This is a genomic window from Marinobacter panjinensis (assembly GCF_005298175.1).
Lineage (GTDB): Bacteria > Pseudomonadota > Gammaproteobacteria > Pseudomonadales > Oleiphilaceae > Marinobacter > Marinobacter panjinensis.
This window is the reverse complement of sequence record NZ_SZYH01000001.1, coordinates 2,295,776-2,314,294: the sequence shown is the minus strand read 5'-3', so window position 1 is coordinate 2,314,294 and position 18,519 is coordinate 2,295,776. Positions and strand designations below refer to the sequence as shown.

Here is an 18,519-nt window from a genome sequence, read left to right as displayed (position 1 = left end):
AACTACTCTTTCGATTCTTGATTGTTCTTTATCGCGATCTTTAAGGAAGTGGTTGCATAAAGCAATGCAGTAAAGGGTGTACCTACATGGAGTAGGATAACAAGCCAGAGGATGATCATCGGTGGTAGAGAGGGTGTCTCCGGCACGCTAGAATGAAGCCCTTCTTTTCAACAACCCGGCAATTCACGCTTAAGGAACAGGTTACTGGCCCATGACACAGCTCCCGCCATTACAGTGCGCCCTGGAGGCAATCGACCAGGCCAACCAGGCAGACCCTAACCAGGAGCAGGTTGGTAAGGATCTGCTCCCGAAAGAGTACGCCTACAGCCTGCATATGACCCGGTGGCTGTACGATCTTGAGCCTGAGCCGTCAGAACGGATGCAGATTGCGTGCCGGGCCCAGCATATCGAGCGCTGGACCATGCCTCGCGGTGACTTCCCGGAAGGGCGCAAGGCCTATTACGAATGGCGCCAAGCCTGTGGCAGGATGCATGGTCGGCGGGCAGCGGAGATCATGCTGGCGTGCGGGTACCCGAAAGCGGAGTGCGCGCGGGTTGAAACCATTCTGACCAAGCGGGAGTTGCGCAAGGACGAGGACACCCAGTTGCTGGAAGACGTGGCCTGTATGGTATTCCTGGAGCGTTACTTTGCGGATTTCTACGAACAGAATGCCGATTATGACCGGGAAAAATGGCTACGCATTGTCCGCAGAACCTGGAGCAAGATGTCCGCGCGGGGGCATGAGGCTGCGCTGAAGCTGGCCGAAGGGATGCCAGCGCATTTGTTGGCGCTGTTGCAGGAGGCTTTGGCTGAATCTGGTAAGTGACTCTGGGTACACAGGCCAGCTGGTAGGCCCGGCCTGAATCGGCTTCTGAGTCAGCACTCTTAAAAAAACAGCTCTTGCAGTTTGTCGCCAGGTTCCTCAGCCCGCATAAAGGACTCGCCTACCAGGAAGCCATAGATGCCGCGACTGGTCATGGTCTCGACATCGTCACGGGTCATGATGCCACTTTCTGTGATCGTCAGGCGATCTGTGGAAATCCGTTGGTGCAGGTCGAATGTGGTATCCAGAGAGACGTCGAAGGTGTGCAGGTTGCGGTTGTTGATGCCCACCAGCGGAGTTTTCAGCGTGAGGGCATCGTCCATCTCCTCGCCGTCGTGAACCTCCACCAGCACATCCAGCCCGATTTCGTGGGCGATGCCTTCCAGTTCCTGCATCTGATCTCTGGTCAGGCAGGCGGCGATCAACAGGATGCAATCCGCACCAATAGCCCGGCTCTCATAGACCTGATACGGCGCTACCATGAAGTCCTTGCGGATCACTGGCAGGCTGCAGGCGGCACGGGCAGCTTTCAGGTAGTCTTCGTGGCCCTGAAAGAAATCTTTGTCAGTGAGCACGGACAGGCAGGCCGCGCCGCCCTTTTCGTAGCTTTCGGCGATAGCTTCAGGCACAAAGGGATCGCGGAGAATGCCTTTGCTGGGGGAGGCCTTTTTAATCTCGGCAATCACAGCGGGAGTTCTTGCGTTAATTCGTGTCCGCAGAGCGTCAGCGAAACCACGTGCAGGCGGTTGGTCGCCCGCCATGGCTTTCAGATCTGCAATGGAAACTTTCGGTTTCCGCTCACCAATCTCCTCCCATTTCCGGTCAACGATTTTCCGCAGAATGGTGGGAGTCTTATCCAAATGTCTGTCAGTCATATCAGGCCCGTTTCAGAAACACTGGGAAAAGTCAGCCAGCTCAGACATCTTGCCGGCGGCCAGGCCGGAGCCCATGGCATCCAGGGCCATCTCCACGCCTTCCCGGGGAGTTCTGGCCAACCCGGCAACGTAGATGGCTGCGCCAGAGTTCAGGGCAATCAGGTCGCGGGCTTTTTCGGCCGTTTCATCGTGACCACGGCCGAAGGCGGCCCGGATCAGTTTCAGTGAATCCTCGGCCGTATCCACGGTCAGTCCGACAAGAGCCTGGCTCTTGATGCCAAGATCTTCCGGGGTGATTTCGTACTCCGTGACCTCGCCGTTTTTAAGCTCCGCAACGTACGTGGAACTGGCCAGGCTGATTTCGTCCAGCCCGTCTTTCGAGTGCACAACCATGATGTGTTCGGCGCCCAATCGTTGCAGAACCTCTGCCATGGGGCGGCACAGCTCTTTCGTGAACACACCGATCAACTGGCGCTTGACGCTGGCCGGGTTGGTCATGGGGCCGAGGATATTGAAAATGGTACGGCAACCCAGCTCCTTGCGCGGGCCAATGGCGTGTTTCATGGCGCCGTGGTGAGCCGGGGCGAACATGAAGCCGACGCCAATCTCTTCCACACAGCGTGCGACTTCTTCGGGTTTCATCTGCAGGTTGATCCCGAGATTTTCCAGCAGATCCGCGCTGCCGCTCTTGGAAGAGACCGCACGATTACCATGCTTGGCCACAAACCCGCCAGCGGCAGCCACCACAAAAGAAGCGGCAGTGGAAACGTTGAACAGGTTAGCTCCGTCACCACCGGTGCCCACGATATCCACCAGCGGCTCGGCGTTGACGGTCACTCTGGTTGCCAACTCACGCATGACTTCGGTGGCACCGGTAATTTCGTCGATGGTTTCACTTTTCAGGCGCAGGCCCATCAGAAAAGCCCCGATCTGCGCATCGGTGGCTTCGCCTTTCATGACGATGCGCATAACGTCCTTCATTTCCTCGGTGGACAGGTCCAGATTCGAGGCAATGCGGTTGAGTGCTTCTTTCATGTCCATGTGTTGGCCTCTTATTTTGTCTTCAGAAAGTTGCGCAGTAGCTCGTGCCCTTGCTCAGTCATAATAGACTCAGGGTGGAATTGAACCCCCTCAATGGGCAAAGTCTTGTGTCGAACGCCCATGATTTCTTCCACGGAGCCATCCTCATTGCGAGTCCAGGCAGTCACTTCCAGGCAATCCGGCAAGCTTTCCTTGTCGATCACCAGGCTGTGATAGCGAGTTGCCTGCAATGGATTGCTCAGGCCACGGAACACGCCCTGGTCGTTGTGATACACCGGTGACACCTTGCCGTGCATCACCCGCCCGGCGCGGATCACCTTGCCGCCATACACCTGCCCGATGGCCTGGTGGCCCAGGCACACGCCCAGGATCGGCAGCTTGCCGGCAAAGTGGCGGATGGCGGCCATGGAAATGCCCGCCTCGTTGGGCGTGCAGGGCCCCGGGGAGATCACCAGGCGCTCCGGCTTCAGGGCCTCGATTTCCTCTACCGTAATTTCGTCATTGCGGTACACATGAACATCTGCACCCAGCTCCGCGAGGTACTGCACCACGTTGTAGGTGAAGGAATCGTAGTTATCGATCATCAGCAACATAATCTGTCCCTCCGCCTCAGTGGTCGAAATCGTTGTAGGTCATGGCCACCGCACGGAAGATCGCGCGGCCCTTGTTCATGGTTTCCTTCCACTCGAGGCGGGGCACCGAATCGGCCACCACGCCGGCGCCGGCCTGGATATGCAGGGTGTTGTCCTTGATCACGGCGGTGCGGATGGCAATGGCGGTATCCATGTTGCCGTTGAACGACAGGTAGCCCACGGCGCCGCCGTAAACACCCCGTTTCACCGGCTCCAGTTCATCAATGATTTCCATGGCGCGGATTTTCGGGGCGCCGCTCAGGGTGCCGGCGGGCAGGGTGGCACGCAGGACATCCAGGCAGCTGGTGTTCTCTTTCAGGCGGCCGGTGACGTTGGAGACGATGTGCATCACGTGGGAGTAACGTTCCACGATCATCTTGTCGGTCAGTTTCACCGTGCCGGTTTCCGATACCCGGCCGGCGTCGTTGCGGCCCAGGTCGATCAGCATCAGGTGCTCGGCAATTTCCTTGGGGTCGGCCAGCAACTCGGCTTCCAGGGCCTTGTCCTCGGCATCGGTGGCGCCGCGTTTGCGGGTGCCCGCGATGGGGCGCACGGTGACTTCCTCGTCTTCCACCCGGGCCAGGATTTCCGGCGAGGAGCCGACGATGTGGAAGTCCTCCAGGTCCAGGAAATACATGTAGGGGGAAGGGTTCAGCACCCGCAGTGAGCGATAAAGGTTCAGCGGAGGCGCTTCGAACGGAATCGACATGCGCTGGGAGATGACGGTCTGCATCACATCGCCGTCCAGCACGTATTCCTTGATCTTGCCGACAGCCGCTTCGAACTTTTCCTGGTTAAAGCCGGAGATGAAGTCGCTCTCGTCCACCGTCTTGCCGCGCAGGTGCTCCGGGGTACGGGGTGCGTTGGCAGTCTGGCGGTGCAGTCGCGACTCCAACTCATCAATGCGTTGCATAGCCTGTTCATAGGCGCCTTCCTGGCTGGGGTCGGCATGGACGATCAGATGCAGCTTGCCGCGCAGGTTGTCGAACACCACCACCTCGTCGGATACCATCAGCAGGATATCGGGCGTACCGATCTTGTCCGGAGGGCAACGCTTGCGCAGTCGCTTTTCAATATAGCGCACGGTGTCGTAGCCGAAGTAGCCCACCAGACCGCCATTGAAGCGCGGCAACTCGTCCAGGTCCGGCGCGTTGAAGCGGGCCTGGTAGTCTTCCACAAAGGCGAGTGGATCGTCCGCCGTCGTCTCCTCCACTACCTTGCCGTCGCGGGTAATGGTGATGTCGTGGTCGTAAACCTTGAGGATTTCGCGACTGGGCAAGCCGATGATGGAGTAGCGGCCCCACTTCTCGCCACCCTGCACGGACTCGAACAGGTAGGAATAAGGGCCGCTGGCCAGTTTGAAATAGGTGCTAAGGGGCGTATCCAGGTCGGCGAGGACTTCGCGGTATACAGGGATACGGTTAAAGCCGGCCTCGGCGAGCTCGGCAAAATGCTCGGGTGTCATGGTAACGATTCCTGAAATCTGATCGGTATGGTGGTTTTTCGGGCGGCATTCAGCCGGTACGCCATCGCCACCATCGTGTTGCGCGGGTTGTCAGTATGCCTCGCGCTGTCATCAGACTCAGTCCCTGCACGGCAGGAATCTCCCGAATTGAAGGTTTCAAAATCAATATCCTGTGAGATTACAAAAGCTGCGCCAGGGAATCAACAACTGCGTCCGCCCCCAGTGAATCCACCGGTGCCCCGTAATTGTAACCATAACGTACCGCTACAGAGGGTATGCCCGCCGCCAGGGCGGCGCTGATGTCGGTGACCGAGTCCCCTACCATAACCGTGGTGCCCCGGGTGCCGCCGAGTTCGGTCATGGCGTGGATCAGTGGCTGTGGGTCCGGCTTGCGCACCGGCAGGGTGTCACCGCCAACGCTGATGTCGAACCAGTGCTCAATGCCCATCTGCTCAAGCAACGGCGCCACGAACTGTTCCGGCTTGTTGGTAACAATGCCCATGCGGCAACCGTAGTCAGCCAGCCTGGTCAGGCATTCTTCCACACCTTCGTAGAGCACGGAATGCTGGCCGTTCAGGTTTCCGTAGGCGTGGTAGAACATGGCCAGGGCATCGTTGAACAGCGCATCGTCCTTTTCAGTGGCCGGTTCCCAGTCCGCCCGTCCGGCAAGGGAGCGGCGTACCAGAACACCGGCGCCATTGCCGACCCACTGGCGAACATTGTCGATGCCGGCTTTGCGGCGACCTAGCTGTTCCAGCATGGAATCAATGGCCGCCGCCAGGTCGGGGGCGCTGTCCACCAGCGTGCCGTCCAGGTCGAACAGTGCAACCCCTGGCCAGCGCTGGCTGAACAGTCCTGCGAGGCTCATTGGTTCGAGCCCTGTTTGGCCAGTTCCAGTTCCGCCCGCATTCTGTCGATGGTGGCTTTGTAGTCGTCGGTATTGAAGATGGCAGAGCCGGCGACAAAAGTATCGGCACCAGCCTCGGCGATCTCGCGGATGTTGTCGGTTTTCACGCCACCGTCGATTTCCAGGCGGATATTGCGGCCACTGGCATCAATGCGCTTGCGGGCTTCCCGCAGCTTGTCGAGGGTGCCGGGAATGAATTTCTGGCCACCAAAGCCGGGGTTCACGGACATCAGCAGGATCATGTCCAGCTTGTCCATGACGTGGTCAATGTAGTGCAGCGGCGTGGCCGGGTTGAACACCAGGCCTGCCTTGCAGCCGCCCTCGCGAATCAGCTGCAGCGAGCGGTCAATGTGGTTCGATGCTTCCGGATGGAAGGTGATGTAGCTGGCGCCCGCATCGATAAACATGCGGATCAGATCGTCCACCGGGGACACCATCAGGTGAACATCGATGGGTGCGGTCACGCCATGCTTGCGCAGGGCTTCACAGACCATGGGGCCGATGGTCAGGTTGGGCACATAGTGGTTGTCCATGACATCGAAATGGACAATATCGGCACCGGCGGCCAGTACGTTATCGACTTCCTCGCCCAGTCGGGCAAAATCGGCTGACAGGATGGACGGGGCAATCTGGTAAGGGTTCATGACGGCTCTCTCGAACTATTGATAAAAATATCGACGATGGCGTGTGCAGCGGTCCCTGCTTCAGAGCGTGCTAGTCTATCAGTTCGATGGTGATTTTTCGCACGGAATGAGTGACAGCCTGTGAGCAAATGGTTTGAAAGACTGGTTATTCCTCCTTTGATAATCCTTGCCAGCGTTTTTGTCGCTGGTGCACCGGCAGTGGTGGCTCAGGACGATGGGGAACCGCAGGGCGTAGAGGCGGAAGCCTCTGCTGCCAACCGCGAAAGGGCGATGATCTCATCGGGGCTGGACTCAGACACAATCGCGGCAAAGTGGCCGGACGCTGCCGTCTGGCTGGGGCTACCGGAAGAAGAGCGGGTGCTGGCACTGTTTGCGCCGGAAGCAGACACCCCCGCGCAGGGCGCCCTGGTGATTCTTGCCGATGAGGGTCAGTCTGCAGCCTCCGGGCTGGCGGGGGCCCTGCGCCAGCCCATGGCGCGAGCTGGCTGGGCGGTAATGACGCTGGGGCTGGAGCCACCGCCTTTTGCGCTTCAGCAGGCCCACAGGCAGCAAGCGGCAGCCGCCCCTGAGCAATCGCAGGAAGGCGAGGACGTCGGGTCGGTCATGATTGACGTGATGGACAGTGTCGACGTGGAAGCTCTGGAAGATCAGTACCGAACCCGGATCCAGAAAGCCCTGGCAATGTCGGTAGGACACCTTGAGGACCGCGGGTATGAGCGGGTGGCTGTCGCCGGCATTGGCCTGGCAGCGGGCCATGTTGCGCGGATGACAGGCACCGAGGGTGGTGATGTGTCCGAGCTGATCTGGATTGCGCCGGTGTTTGACCACAACGATTCGGCTGCCCTGACGGAATGGCTTTCGGGTGGCGGGCAAATCAGGGTGCTGGAGCTTCACAGTTCCCGTGCACCGAAGACAATGGCGGGCGCGGGGTTCAGGTCGCCGAAGCAGCGTGAGGCAGCATTCCGGCGGGAAGGAATTACTACCTATACCCGGCAACCGGTTGCGATGGCAGAGCGCCCGGAGCCCCGGGATGCACCCGCGCTGGCCAACCGGGTATCCGCCTGGCTGGCGTCAGACCGATAAAGGTGGTCAGCCACCGACGGCACTGGACGACCCGATAACCACCCCGCCACAACTGATGGCATCACCGGTCAAAGCCGCAGGTTTGCCTTCAATCATCACCGTCGGGCTGCCGGCCGCAATCGCACGCGGGTGCGGCGGGTGTTTGGGCTTGGAGTGCATGGCGAGCTGGTCACCAAGACGCGCGACGGGCTTGCCGTCAATCAGGACAGTGGCGCTGCCGGTAATGACCGGGGTGGGAGGGAAGCCGTTGTGGTCGGTTCCGATGTCTCCGAGGAGGACGAGTTTCTTGCCCATGGGAATGCTCCTTTTCGATGGGTCACTCAGGCCGCTGTTCCGTGGGCCCGTTCCAGATATACGTTCAACGGCGGAAGTCTAGCAAGCCTGGCTTTGAATTCAAAACCCAGAGTTCAAACCGACAGACGCTTACTGATCAGCTCCCACGCCTGCTGGTATCTCAACAACCGGTCCTTGGCTTTGGCGAGTTCCGCAGGGCTGAGATCCTGCTGCGCCAGCTTGTCCGGATGGCACTCCGATACTTTTTTTCGGTAGGCCCGTTTGATGATCTCCCGCGAATCCCGGCGGGTAACCCCCAGAAGCTGGCACGCCTGCTCAAAGGTGGAAGGGCGTGGCTGGGCTTCCGGTTCGGTGATCCAGACCTTGCAGGCGTAGCTCTCCAGGATGTCGTCACTGACCCGGATGGGCAATCCGATCTGGTCGATGGCGTCCTCGCAGCGATAGCGCCTGGATTTCTCCGGCCGCCCCTGCAGTTGTGCCGCATGGCACAGGCAGATGGCGACACGCAACGCGGGAGACGGCCAGATCCGGTGGGTCAGCTTGAGGCCAAGGGCTTTCAGGGTGGGGATGCGTTCGGCTGTCTTACCTTTGCGAAAATGGCCAATCGCCTTTCGGCGCTGGCGTGGGGACAGTTTCAGGGCTTTCATCAGCCCTTCGGCAAAGCCGACGTCTTTCTCTGTCACCCGTCCTTGCGACTTGGCGATGTAGCCGAGGAAAAAGAACAGGCTGCGGCGACACCAGCGCGGTAATTGCGTTCTGATCAGCAGCTCGTTGGCCTGATGGCCGCAGGCTGCCAGCTCCCCGAGCAGTTCGCTGAACTCGGCTTCCATGCGTGCCGGAAGGCTGCTATCCCTGGAGTCGGAGGTCATGGCTCAGCTCTCGCTTCCTTTGAGTTTGCGGTCCAGCTCGCGGAGCCGTTCCGGCGTGCCGATATCCATCCACTGTCCGGTGTGGTGCAGGCCCCTGACCTGTTTTCGCGCCATAGCGTTTCTCAATAGGGGAGCAAGCTTCCGGGCGCCGGGCAGAAGCCCTTCGAACAGCCGGCGATTAAGCAGGCTGATGCCGGTAAAGGTCAGCATCTCTGGCCCGGTTTCGGTAACTGTGCCGTCCTGGTGCAGGCAGAAATCCCCGGCCGGGTTGTGAACCGGGTTGTTGGTCATCACCAGCAGGACCTCGGCATTTTCGGGCGGAGTGAGCTGCGCGAGGTCGAAGTCGCACCAGATGTCGCCATTGATCACCGCGAACCATTCATCCCCGGCGCTGGTCAGCAAGGGCAGGGCCTGGATGATGCCGCCGGCGGTTTCCAGCGGTTCGCGTTCCCTTGAATACTCGATGGACACTCCCAGCGCGTCGCCATTGCCCAGTTCGTCCTCAATCTGCATGCCCAGCCAGGCGTGGTTGATCACCAGTTGCCGGAAGCCAGCCGTTTTCAGTCGTTCCAGGTGATGCACGATCAGCGGCTTGTCACCGGCGGGAAGGAGCGGTTTGGGTGTTGTCAGAGTCAGCGGCCGCATGCGCTCGCCCTTGCCGGCCGCGAGGATCATGGCTTTCACTGGCCGGATGTCTCCACTGGGCCGATCTGTTGTTCGATGGCGGGCACCACGGTGTCGGTCAGCCACTCATGGAAGTGGCGCAGGGCGGCCTGCCTGCTGCTGGCCTCCACCAGGTAGCCTACGGTACGGGGAACGTCCTTCAGGAATCCGGTCTTGCCATCACGGATTGCCAGCCTGGCGAAGATGCCGGCGGCTTTGAGATGGCGTTGCATTCCCATGAGCTCCAGCCATTGGCGGAAGGTCGCCTGATCGGCCTTGTGCAGGGCGGCATCCTTACTGAGCAGTCGAAACTGTTCTGTCCATTGGCGGATGCGCTCCTCCGGCCAGCGGATGTAGCAGTCTTTCAGCAGTGATACCAGGTCATAGGTGACCGGGCCGCGCACAGCATCCTGGAAGTCGATCACGCCGGGTCTGTCGGTACCCGTGCGGACCAGCAGGTTGCGGGAATGATAGTCCCTGTGCACGGCCACTTCTGGCTGGGCCAGGGCGCTTTCACGCAGGAAAGCGAAGGTGGTCTCTAACAGGGCCCGCTCTCCATTGCCAAGTGTCAGCCCCAGCTGTCGGGTCAGCAGCCAGTCCGGGAACAGGTTCATCTCGCGCTCCAGCAGAGCGGTGTCGTAGGCTGGCAACGGATAATCCGGTGTGTCGCCGGCGCCCTGGATGCGAACCAGCTCCTCCATCGCAGCCCCGTAAAGCCGGTCGGCATTGCCGGTATTCAGCGCGCTGAGCATCAGTTGGTCACCGAAATCCTCCAGCAGCAGGAAGCCGCGGGTCAGATCCTCATAAACCACGTCCGGCACCGCAATGTCCAGGCTGCGCCAGTGATGGGCAATGGCGACAAAGGGTTTGCAGTCTTCATGTTCAGGGGGCGCGTCCATCACAATGTAATGTTGCGATCCGGTGCCATGGGGGTCGCCGCTGACCCTGAAATAACGCCGGAAGCTCGCATCCCCGGATACCGGCTGGGGTGTTGCCTGGTCAAAACCGGGAAGGCTTCTGACCCACTGGGTGAGCATTGTCAGGCGGGTATCCATGGGTTAGCTGGTTTCCTGGCTCAGAAATGAGTGACGTATGAACCTTCCGGTTCATTGCGGAAAGTTAGCAGATCAGTATAGAGGCGGTAAAACGGTTTTGCAGCAATGGCTGGTTTCGGCCGGTTTCCGTTAACAAGGCAAAGGGTGGCGTGTAAACTAGGCCGCTGTTGAATTGTCTCTGACATCTGCAAACCCATTCACGACAGGAACCTTCTCATCGTGCCAGCCCTACCAAGGAAGCTGCGAACACAGACGCACCGAATGCGGCACTGGTCAGGGTGTGTGACTGTTTTTGTGGCGGGCTGTTTGGCGTTGGCGCTTTCACCAGCGGTAGTGGCTCAGTCGTCGCCGTCTGCGGCAGAGATCGACTGGCGGCCCAAATCGGAGTTGCCTGAGGAGGTTCGCCGCTCCCTGCCGGATTTCTGTGAAGGAGGCTACCTGCCTTCGGTTGTGCCGTCGATCGCGCCGACGGGTGCGAACGCAGAGGCAGTGGCTGACAGCAGGCAGGCCCCTCTGCGGGCCAGTGGCCTCAATGCCAGGTACGAGATTGACAACGAGCTCTATCTTCGTGGGGATGTTCGTCTGCAACAGGCGGGCTTCAGGGTCACCGGGTCAGAGGCACGTTACAACCAGGCTGCGGGCTCTGTCGCTATTGAGGGGCCGCTGACCAGTCGTGGTGAAGGGTTTCTGCTGACCGGTGAACGCGCGAACTACGATGTAAACAGCGGCAGGGTGGATATCAACACGGCCACCTTCCTTTTGCATGGCCCGGAAATGCGAGGCTCTGCCGGTCAGCTGTCCCGTACAGCGGAAGACCAGGTGCAAATACGCCAGGGCTCGCTGACCACGTGCGCCCCTGACAGCAACGACTGGGCCATTGTGGCCTCTGACATTCAACTGGACCAGGGCGAGGGGGTAGGTACAGCGAAGCATGTGCGCCTGGAAATCAGCGATATTCCGGTGTTTTACTGGCCTTACGCCAGTTTTCCTATCGATGACCGCCGCAAGACCGGCTTCCTTTATCCCTCTTTCGGTACGTCCAATACTGGCAGCGGCGCCTTTCTCTCCGTGCCTTACTATCTGAACCTGGCGCCCCATTACGATGCGACCCTGACACCCCAGTATATCCATGGGCGCGGTCTGTTTACCGAGGCCGAAGGGCGTTATCTGAGCAGCCTGGGGGAGTCTGTGCTGCAGGTGGGCTATGCCGGTAACGATTCCGAGTTTGAGCGTGAATTCCCCGGTGAAGATGGCGAACGCTGGGGCCTGGATTTCAGCACCCGGGCCGCCTTTGGGGGCGGCTGGAATGGCTACGGTGACTATTCCGTGGTCAGTGATGACGACTATCTGAGTGACCTGAACCGCACTCTTCAGATCAACCGCGCGACCCACCTGCTCCGGCGTGGTGGTGTGCGCTACCGGGATTCTTCACAGTATTTCGAGACCTATCTCAGCGGTTACCAGACCATCAGTGATTTCATTGCTGATGAAAACATTCCCTATTCGCAATTGCCGGAAGTTATATACGGTGCCGCCTTCGATGCCGGCCCTGCAGAACTGTCACTGGAAAGCCAGTACACCTACTTTTACCGTGACAATGCCGACCTGACCGGTCTGGATCGTGCCAACGGCCAGCGCGTCAGGGCCATCCCGGAGGTGGCGCTTCCGGTGCGGGCGCTCTGGGGCTACGCGCGGCCATCAATCAGCGTGGACTATACCCGTTACGAACTGGAGGATTACAACCTGAGGGAGCCGGGGTTTGACCGCACCGTACCGGTGGCGGAATGGGACTCCGGTCTATACTTTGACCGACAGTCCAGCCTGTTTGATATCCCCTATAACCAGACCCTGGAGCCCCGCCTCTATTACGCCTGGGCGGATGCAGACGCAGACCAGACGTTTATCCCGGATTTTGATACCACCATCCGTTCATTCAGCTTTGACCAACTGTTCCAGCGCAACCGTTTCAGCGGTGGTGACCGTGTTGGCGACACCAACCAGCTTACCGTGGCACTGACCAGCCGCTTCAATGATCTGTTGACAGGCGCCGAGCGGGTGCGGTTCAGCATCGGGCAGGTGCACTATTATGATGACCGGGAAGTGACCCTGGCCGGACAGGGTGGTTCCGACGCCAGCGATTCACCACTGGCCGGTGAGATGATTCTGCGGCCGGTTGATGGGCTGGAAATCCGGACCGCCGGGTTGTGGGAGCCGGATACCCAAAAAACCGAGGAAGGCCGCAGCCAGCTGATATTTCACTCACCTGACTATCGCTATCTGGCCAGTGTGGGTCACAGCTATCGGCGAAATGAATTCGAACAGTCGGATATCGGGGGCGTTGTTCCTGTCACAGACCGTGTTAGTCTGATCGGCCGCTGGGTCTACGATTCGCAGCTTGATCGTACGGTCGGCTCACTGGCCGGGCTGGAATACAACAATTGTTGCTGGAGTGTCCAGCTGGTGCATCAGAACTATCTGACGGACGATCAGGAACTTGAAAGTCGCATGCTGTTCCAGATCCAGCTCAAGGGGTTGGGTGGCAGCGGCGGATCGTCCGACGAAATATCCGAAGCCATATACGGTTTTGATGAAAGGGAACGTCGCCGGTTCGGCGGTCGCTGAATGTTGATAAGTCCGGGTGCGGTGTGTCCGGCGAGAGGCAGTATTTTTCCATACAGAGGTGACTATGAAGGCGAACCTTCGCCATTGTGCACGAATACTACTGGTACTGATGGTTGTGGCCCTGTCTGCAACTGTGCAGGCCGAACGCAAGCTGCTTGATCAGGTGGTTGCGGTGGTCAATGACGATGTCATTCTGCAGTCCGAGCTGGAAGCCCGGATCAACACCATTGTGGGCCGACTGAGTGCCCAGGGTACCGGTCTGCCACCCCGTGACATTCTTGAAGAGCGGGTGCTTGAACAGCTGATTACCGAGTCGATCCAGCTGCAGATGGCCGACAGGGCCGGTATGCGCATCAGCGATAACGAGCTCAACGAGACCATGGCGTCCATTGCCCGGCGCAACGACATGACGCTGGCACAGTTTGAGCAACAGCTGGCTCAGGAAGGGGTTACCTACCGCGAGGCCCGTGAACAGATCCGCAATGAAATGATCACCAGCCGGGTCCAGCAGCGCCAGGTAGGCAATCGTGTGCGGGTAACGGACCGGGAAGTACAGAATTATCTTGACGCCATGGCGGGCCAGGGCCGCAGTAACGCGGAATACGAGCTTGCGCACATCCTCGTCGAGGTGGACGATTTTAATGACGAGGAAGAAGTCAGTGCTGCCCGCGAGAAAGTAGAAGCGCTGCGTGAAGACATATCTTCCGGCAGGGACTTTCGCGAGGTTGCCGTGGCCGAATCCGACGCCAACAATGCCCTCGACGGCGGCAATATGGGCTGGCGAGCGGAGAATCGGCTGCCGTCACTGATTGCTGACGTGGTGCCAGACCTGGAACCGGGGACGGTTTCGCCGGTTCTGCAGAACAACAGTGGTTTTCACCTGGTCATGGTTATGGATCGCCGGGGTGGTGATCAGGCCCAGGTGATCGAGCAGTCCAGGGTTCGCCATATTCTTGTGCGCACCTCGGAAACGGTGTCTGAGAGCCAGGCGGAAGAAACTATCCGGGAACTCTATCAACAGCTGGAGAGCGGCGCTGATTTCGGTGCGCTTGCCCGGGAGTACTCCGACGACCCGGTGTCCGGCTCCGACGGCGGCAACCTTGGCTGGGTCAGCCCGGGACAGATGGTGCCGGAGTTTGAGCAGGCGATGATGGCGGCCGATGTCGGCGAGCTGAAAGGGCCCTTCAGGTCTCAGTTTGGCTGGCATATTCTGCAAGTGCAGGAGCGCCGCCAGCAGGACATCAGTGGTGATATCCGGGAATCCGAGGCGCGGCAGGCAATTTATCGCCGCAAGTTTGATACCGAGCTGCAGAACTGGCTGCGGGAAATCCGCGACGAAGCCTTTATTGAGTTCAAGAACGGCTATTCCGGAGACACCAGCGAGTCATGAAACAATCGGTCACCCTTGCATTGACAGCAGGCGAGCCGGCGGGCATCGGCCCGGAACTGTGCCTGCAACTGGCCCTGGAGGAACGTCAGCCGGGGATAGTCGTGGTGGCCTGTAAACACCTGCTGCAAGCCCGGGCACAGCTGATCGGTCTGGCTGTGGAGCTGGAAGACTGGAAACCCGGAAGCCGGGCAGCCACCGAGCCGGGCCGGCTTTCTGTCTTGCATGTTGACGGGCTGGCCTCCACCGACGCCGGCAAGCTAGACCCGGCCAATAGTGCCTATGTCGTGGAAACGCTGCGAACCGCTGCCCGGGGCTGTCTCGACGGAATATTTGACGGCATGGTGACAGCCCCTGTGCACAAGGGCGTCATCAACGATGCCGGCATCGCGTTCAGCGGCCACACCGAATTCCTGCAGGAAGTCTGTGGTGTTGAACGGGTGGTGATGATGCTGGCCACCGACGAGCTACGGGTAGCACTGGTCACCACTCACTTGCCCCTGAAAGACGTCTCCGCGGCAATCACCCCCGAGCGTCTGACCCAGGTCACCCGTATTCTCGACGCTGACCTGCGCAAATACTTCGCCGTCGAACACCCGGTAATCCTGGTTGCCGGCCTCAACCCTCACGCTGGCGAAGGCGGCCATCTGGGCAGGGAAGAAATCGACGTTATAGAGCCTACCCTGGAAAAACTCCGCCAGGAAGATATCACCCTGACCGGCCCGTTACCGGCCGATACCCTGTTTACTCCCCATTGGCTGGACAACGCTGATGCGGTGTTGGCCATGTACCATGACCAGGGCCTGCCGGTACTCAAGTTCCAGGGCTTCGGCCGGGCCGTTAACATAACCCTCGGCCTGCCCATCGTTCGCACCTCCGTCGATCACGGCACCGCCCTCGACCTGGCTGGCACTGGCAAGGCAGGCGCAGGCAGCCTGAAAACCGCGATCAGAGTGGGTGAGCAAATGGCAAAATCTGCAAAAAGAGAAACCTTCGAGTGAGTAACAAACACGGCCATCAGGCCAGAAAACGCTTCGGCCAGAATTTTCTCCACGACCCAGGCGTGATCGAGCGCATCATTCGCGCCATCAACCCCAAGCCGGACGACGCCCTGGTGGAGATCGGCCCCGGCCTTGGTGCCCTCACCGAAGAAATGCTCGCGGTGAATCCCAACCTCCAGGTGGTCGAGCTGGATCGTGACCTGATCCCGGTGCTCAGAACCAAGTTCTTCAACTACCCCAATTTACGGATTCACCAGGCGGACGCCCTCAAGTTTGATTTTGGTGAGCTTGTGGATGACAAGCCACTGAGAATCATCGGCAACCTGCCGTACAATATTTCCACGCCACTGATCTTCCACCTGCTGGGCCACTCGGGCGTGGTGCAGGATATGCACTTCATGCTGCAGAAAGAAGTGGTACAGCGGCTGGCGGCCGTTCCCGGGGACAACAACTACGGCCGACTGGGTATCATGGCGCAGTACTTCTGCCGCGTGCAGCCACTGTTCGAGGTGGGTCCGGGGGCCTTCCGTCCGGCGCCGAAAGTGGACTCCGCCATTGTCCGCCTGGTTCCCCACAAGACATTGCCGCACCCGGCCAAGGATTACAAACTGTTGCAGGCGGTCGTGCGGACTGCCTTCAGCGCTCGCCGCAAGACCCTGCGCAAGGCCTTGGCCGGCATGGTGACGGTGGAGCAGCTCAACAGCATTGGCATTAACGATGGCCTGAGACCGGAAAATTTGGGCCTGGCGGAGTATGTTGCGATTGCCGACCTGGTGGCCGACACTAAACCCGAAAGCCACAGTGCCGACGAGGTAAGCCATGACTGACTACGCCATTGGCGACATCCAGGGCTGCTACGAGCGCCTTCTGGATGTCCTTGCCAAGGTGGATTTTTCCCCCTCCCGGGACCGGCTCTGGGTTGCCGGTGACCTGATCAACCGTGGTCCGTCGTCCCTGGAAACCCTGCGTTACATTGAAGGCCTGGGCAGTTCCGCGGTGGTGGTGCTCGGCAACCACGACCTGCACCTGCTGGCCGTGGCGCTGGGTGGCCATGCTCTCAAGAACAAGGACACCCTCTCGGATATTCTTGATGCCCCGGACCACGAACGCCTGTTCGAGTGGCTGCGGCAGCAGAACCTGTGTATCCACGACGCCGACCGTAACTTCGTGATGGTTCATGCCGGATTACCCCATATATGGTCGGTTGACGAAGCGGTCCGTTACGGTCGGGAAGTTGAAGAGGTTATTCGCGGGCCGGAGGCAAAAACCTATTTTGCGCAGATGTACGGCAACCAGCCTGAACGCTGGGAACCGCAACTCACCGGCATGGATCGCTGGCGCATTATCACCAATTATTTCACCCGCATGCGCTTTATTGCCGAAGACGGCACGCTTGAGCTCGCAGCCAAGGAATCCGCGGCATCGGCACCGGATGGCTTCGCCCCATGGTTTCGTTTTCCGCGCCCGGATGATGTGAGGGTGGTGTTCGGCCACTGGGCGGCCCTGGAAGGTCAGACCGACAGTAACCGGTTTATCGGGCTGGATACCGGCTGTGTCTGGGGTGGTGTTCTCACGTTGATGAACCTGGATACCGGGGAAAAGATCCATTGTGACTGCTAGACACGTAGAACCCCTGCGGATCGCGCTGATCTGCGGTGCCCTGTTTGCCCTGTTGGCAGTCATGGCTGGTGCCTTCGGCGCCCATGGTCTGCGGGGTGTGCTTGGCGACCGCGGCCTTGAAGTTTTCCAGACTGCCGTCACATATCAGGTATACCACTCACTGGCACTGATCCTGGTTTCGATACTACCGATGGCGGGATTGTCACGGCGCCTGCTCGGCATTGCTGCCGGGTTCTTTGTCGCCGGCATCCTGCTATTCAGCGGTAGCCTGTACCTTCTGGTGCTCACCGACATTCGCTGGGTCGGGCCGGTGACACCGGTTGGCGGTGCCAGCTATATGGTGGGCTGGATACTGGTGATTATCTCGGTATTCAGGCGCTAAAAAACAGACGTTATGCAGGTAAGGGCTATGCAGGTTCAGGTAAATGGTGATCCCATGGAGCTTCCCGACGAAGCTACAGTGGCAGTGTTGATTGATCGGTTGGTACTGGCTGGAAAGCGACTGGCCGTGGAAGTGAACGAAGACATTGTTCCGCGCAGCCAGCACACCGAGTTCAGACTCAGCGAAGGCGACAGGGTAGAGGTCGTTCACGCCATTGGCGGCGGTTGAGGCTGGTTGTTTTTTTATTCCCGATTTCAATGACAGGTTCAGGTGTTCAGCATGAGTGAAAGTTCCGAAAGACCCCTTCCCGAAGACAAGCCACTGGAAATCGCCGGCAAGGTCTACCAGTCCCGTCTGTTGGTGGGCACCGGTAAGTACCGCGACATGATGGAAACCGGCCATGCCATTGAAGCCAGTGGTGCCGAGATCGTGACCTTTGCCGTACGTCGAACCAACCTTGGCCAGAACCCGGATGAGCCCAATCTGCTGGATGTGGTCTCACCCGACCGGTACACCATGCTGCCGAACACGGCCGGATGCTACACCGCCAAGGATGCCGTACGAACCTGCAAGCTGGCCCGTGAACTGCTGGACGGCCATGATCTGGTCAAGCTGGAAGTGCTGGGCGAAGAAAAGACGCTCTACCCGAACATGACAGAAACCCTGGTGGCGGCGGAAGAGCTGATCCGCGACGGTTTCAAGGTCATGGTGTATTGCTCCGACGACCCCTTGCTGGCCAAGCGCCTGGAAGAGATGGGCTGTATCGCCATCATGCCCCTGGGCGCACCCATCGGCTCCGGCCTGGGTATCCAGAACCGATACAACATCCGCCTGATCGCTGAAAACGCCAATGTACCGGTGTTGGTGGATGCCGGCGTTGGAACGGCTTCGGATGCAACACTGGCCATGGAGCTGGGCTGTGATGGCGTATTGATGAACACTGCCATTGCCCTGGCCCAGGACCCGATCCGCATGGCCAAAGCCATGCGCCTGGCGATAGAGTCCGGCCGCGATGCCTACCTGGCGGGTCGGATGCCGAAGAAGCTCTACGCCAGTGCGTCCTCCCCCATTGATGGCACCTTCTTCTGATCTGGGGCACAATCTCACAAGCGATACGGAGACAGGCGGGCACGTCCATTCGGGACACGCCGTGAAT

General features: G+C 59.5%; 20 protein-coding genes. 10 read left to right on the top strand and 10 right to left on the bottom strand.

Features of this window, described 5'->3' with window-relative positions:
- Positions 1-211 precede the first annotated feature (211 nt).
- Positions 212-826, top strand: a complete 615-nt coding sequence (locus FDP08_RS10670; protein ID WP_137436146.1) for a DUF4202 domain-containing protein — start codon at positions 212-214, stop codon at positions 824-826.
- 59 nt (positions 827-885) lie between these two features.
- On the opposite strand, the gene trpC is transcribed toward FDP08_RS10670, so the two are convergent.
- The 6 genes from trpC to rpe all read right to left on the bottom strand — a co-directional run bounded on the left by trpC (position 886) and on the right by rpe (position 6,387).
- Positions 886-1,698: an indole-3-glycerol phosphate synthase TrpC gene (gene trpC, locus FDP08_RS10665; protein ID WP_137436145.1), complete on the bottom strand. Its 813-nt coding sequence runs from the start codon at positions 1,696-1,698 to the stop codon at positions 886-888.
- A 12-nt stretch (positions 1,699-1,710) separates the two neighbouring features.
- On the bottom strand, positions 1,711-2,739 hold the full coding sequence (gene trpD, locus FDP08_RS10660) for an anthranilate phosphoribosyltransferase (RefSeq protein ID WP_137436144.1): 1,029 nt from the start codon (positions 2,737-2,739) through the stop codon (positions 1,711-1,713).
- Positions 2,740-2,750: 11 nt separating this feature from the next.
- Entirely contained in the window at positions 2,751-3,332 is a 582-nt protein-coding gene (locus tag FDP08_RS10655; RefSeq protein WP_137436143.1) for an aminodeoxychorismate/anthranilate synthase component II, read from the bottom strand.
- A gap of 16 nt (positions 3,333-3,348) precedes the next feature.
- Positions 3,349-4,836, bottom strand: a complete 1,488-nt coding sequence (trpE, locus tag FDP08_RS10650; protein ID WP_137436142.1) for an anthranilate synthase component I — start codon at positions 4,834-4,836, stop codon at positions 3,349-3,351.
- 178 nt (positions 4,837-5,014) lie between these two features.
- A complete protein-coding gene (locus FDP08_RS10645) occupies positions 5,015-5,704 on the bottom strand; it encodes a phosphoglycolate phosphatase (RefSeq protein ID WP_137436141.1) in 690 nt (229 codons plus the stop codon).
- Positions 5,701-6,387 (bottom strand): ribulose-phosphate 3-epimerase, encoded by a 687-nt coding sequence (rpe, locus tag FDP08_RS10640; RefSeq protein WP_137436140.1) that lies wholly within the window; start codon positions 6,385-6,387, stop codon positions 5,701-5,703. Before rpe ends, FDP08_RS10645 begins: the two co-directional genes overlap by 4 nt.
- A gap of 120 nt (positions 6,388-6,507) precedes the next feature.
- On the opposite strand from rpe, the gene FDP08_RS10635 reads away from it, so the two are divergent.
- Entirely contained in the window at positions 6,508-7,470 is a 963-nt protein-coding gene (locus FDP08_RS10635) for a DUF3530 family protein (protein ID WP_137436139.1), read from the top strand.
- A 6-nt stretch (positions 7,471-7,476) separates the two neighbouring features.
- Here the strand turns inward: FDP08_RS10635 and FDP08_RS10630 are convergent, their stop codons facing one another.
- The 4 genes from FDP08_RS10630 to FDP08_RS10615 form a co-directional block, all read right to left on the bottom strand.
- Positions 7,477-7,764 (bottom strand): type VI secretion system PAAR protein, encoded by a 288-nt coding sequence (locus tag FDP08_RS10630; protein ID WP_137436138.1) that lies wholly within the window; start codon positions 7,762-7,764, stop codon positions 7,477-7,479.
- Positions 7,765-7,877: 113 nt separating this feature from the next.
- Positions 7,878-8,633, bottom strand: coding sequence for a DnaJ domain-containing protein (locus tag FDP08_RS10625; RefSeq protein WP_137436137.1), 756 nt, complete (start codon positions 8,631-8,633; stop codon positions 7,878-7,880).
- Positions 8,634-8,636: 3 nt separating this feature from the next.
- The gene (gene murU, locus FDP08_RS10620; RefSeq protein WP_137436136.1) at positions 8,637-9,317 is read right to left on the bottom strand and encodes an N-acetylmuramate alpha-1-phosphate uridylyltransferase MurU; all 681 of its coding nucleotides are present in this window, start codon (positions 9,315-9,317) and stop codon (positions 8,637-8,639) included.
- Positions 9,314-10,351, bottom strand: coding sequence for an aminoglycoside phosphotransferase family protein (locus FDP08_RS10615; RefSeq protein ID WP_137436135.1), 1,038 nt, complete (start codon positions 10,349-10,351; stop codon positions 9,314-9,316). The genes murU and FDP08_RS10615 overlap by 4 nt, the downstream gene beginning before the upstream one ends.
- 282 nt (positions 10,352-10,633) lie before the next feature.
- Here FDP08_RS10615 and FDP08_RS10610 point away from each other — a divergent pair, with 282 nt between their 5' ends.
- The 8 genes from FDP08_RS10610 (at position 10,634) to FDP08_RS10575 (ending at position 18,452) form a co-directional block, all read left to right on the top strand.
- A complete protein-coding gene (locus FDP08_RS10610) occupies positions 10,634-12,973 on the top strand; it encodes an LPS-assembly protein LptD (protein WP_228263279.1) in 2,340 nt (779 codons plus the stop codon).
- Between the two features lie 64 nt (positions 12,974-13,037).
- Positions 13,038-14,363, top strand: coding sequence for a peptidylprolyl isomerase (locus FDP08_RS10605; protein WP_137436133.1), 1,326 nt, complete (start codon positions 13,038-13,040; stop codon positions 14,361-14,363).
- Entirely contained in the window at positions 14,360-15,361 is a 1,002-nt protein-coding gene (gene pdxA / locus FDP08_RS10600) for a 4-hydroxythreonine-4-phosphate dehydrogenase PdxA (protein WP_137436132.1), read from the top strand. The genes FDP08_RS10605 and pdxA overlap by 4 nt, the downstream gene beginning before the upstream one ends.
- Positions 15,358-16,188, top strand: a complete 831-nt coding sequence (gene rsmA / locus FDP08_RS10595) for a 16S rRNA (adenine(1518)-N(6)/adenine(1519)-N(6))-dimethyltransferase RsmA (RefSeq protein ID WP_137436131.1) — start codon at positions 15,358-15,360, stop codon at positions 16,186-16,188. Before pdxA ends, rsmA begins: the two co-directional genes overlap by 4 nt.
- Positions 16,181-16,981 carry a symmetrical bis(5'-nucleosyl)-tetraphosphatase gene (locus FDP08_RS10590; protein WP_137436130.1) on the top strand — a complete coding sequence of 267 codons (801 nt, stop codon included), beginning with the start codon at positions 16,181-16,183 and terminating at the stop codon, positions 16,979-16,981. The genes rsmA and FDP08_RS10590 overlap by 8 nt, the downstream gene beginning before the upstream one ends.
- Positions 16,971-17,363 carry a DUF423 domain-containing protein gene (locus FDP08_RS10585; RefSeq protein WP_228263278.1) on the top strand — a complete coding sequence of 131 codons (393 nt, stop codon included), beginning with the start codon at positions 16,971-16,973 and terminating at the stop codon, positions 17,361-17,363. The genes FDP08_RS10590 and FDP08_RS10585 overlap by 11 nt, the downstream gene beginning before the upstream one ends.
- A 12-nt stretch (positions 17,364-17,375) precedes the next feature.
- A complete protein-coding gene (gene thiS, locus FDP08_RS10580; RefSeq protein ID WP_170979013.1) occupies positions 17,376-17,591 on the top strand; it encodes a sulfur carrier protein ThiS in 216 nt (71 codons plus the stop codon).
- Between the two features lie 51 nt (positions 17,592-17,642).
- A complete protein-coding gene (locus FDP08_RS10575; protein ID WP_137436128.1) occupies positions 17,643-18,452 on the top strand; it encodes a thiazole synthase in 810 nt (269 codons plus the stop codon).
- Positions 18,453-18,519: the final 67 nt, after the last annotated feature.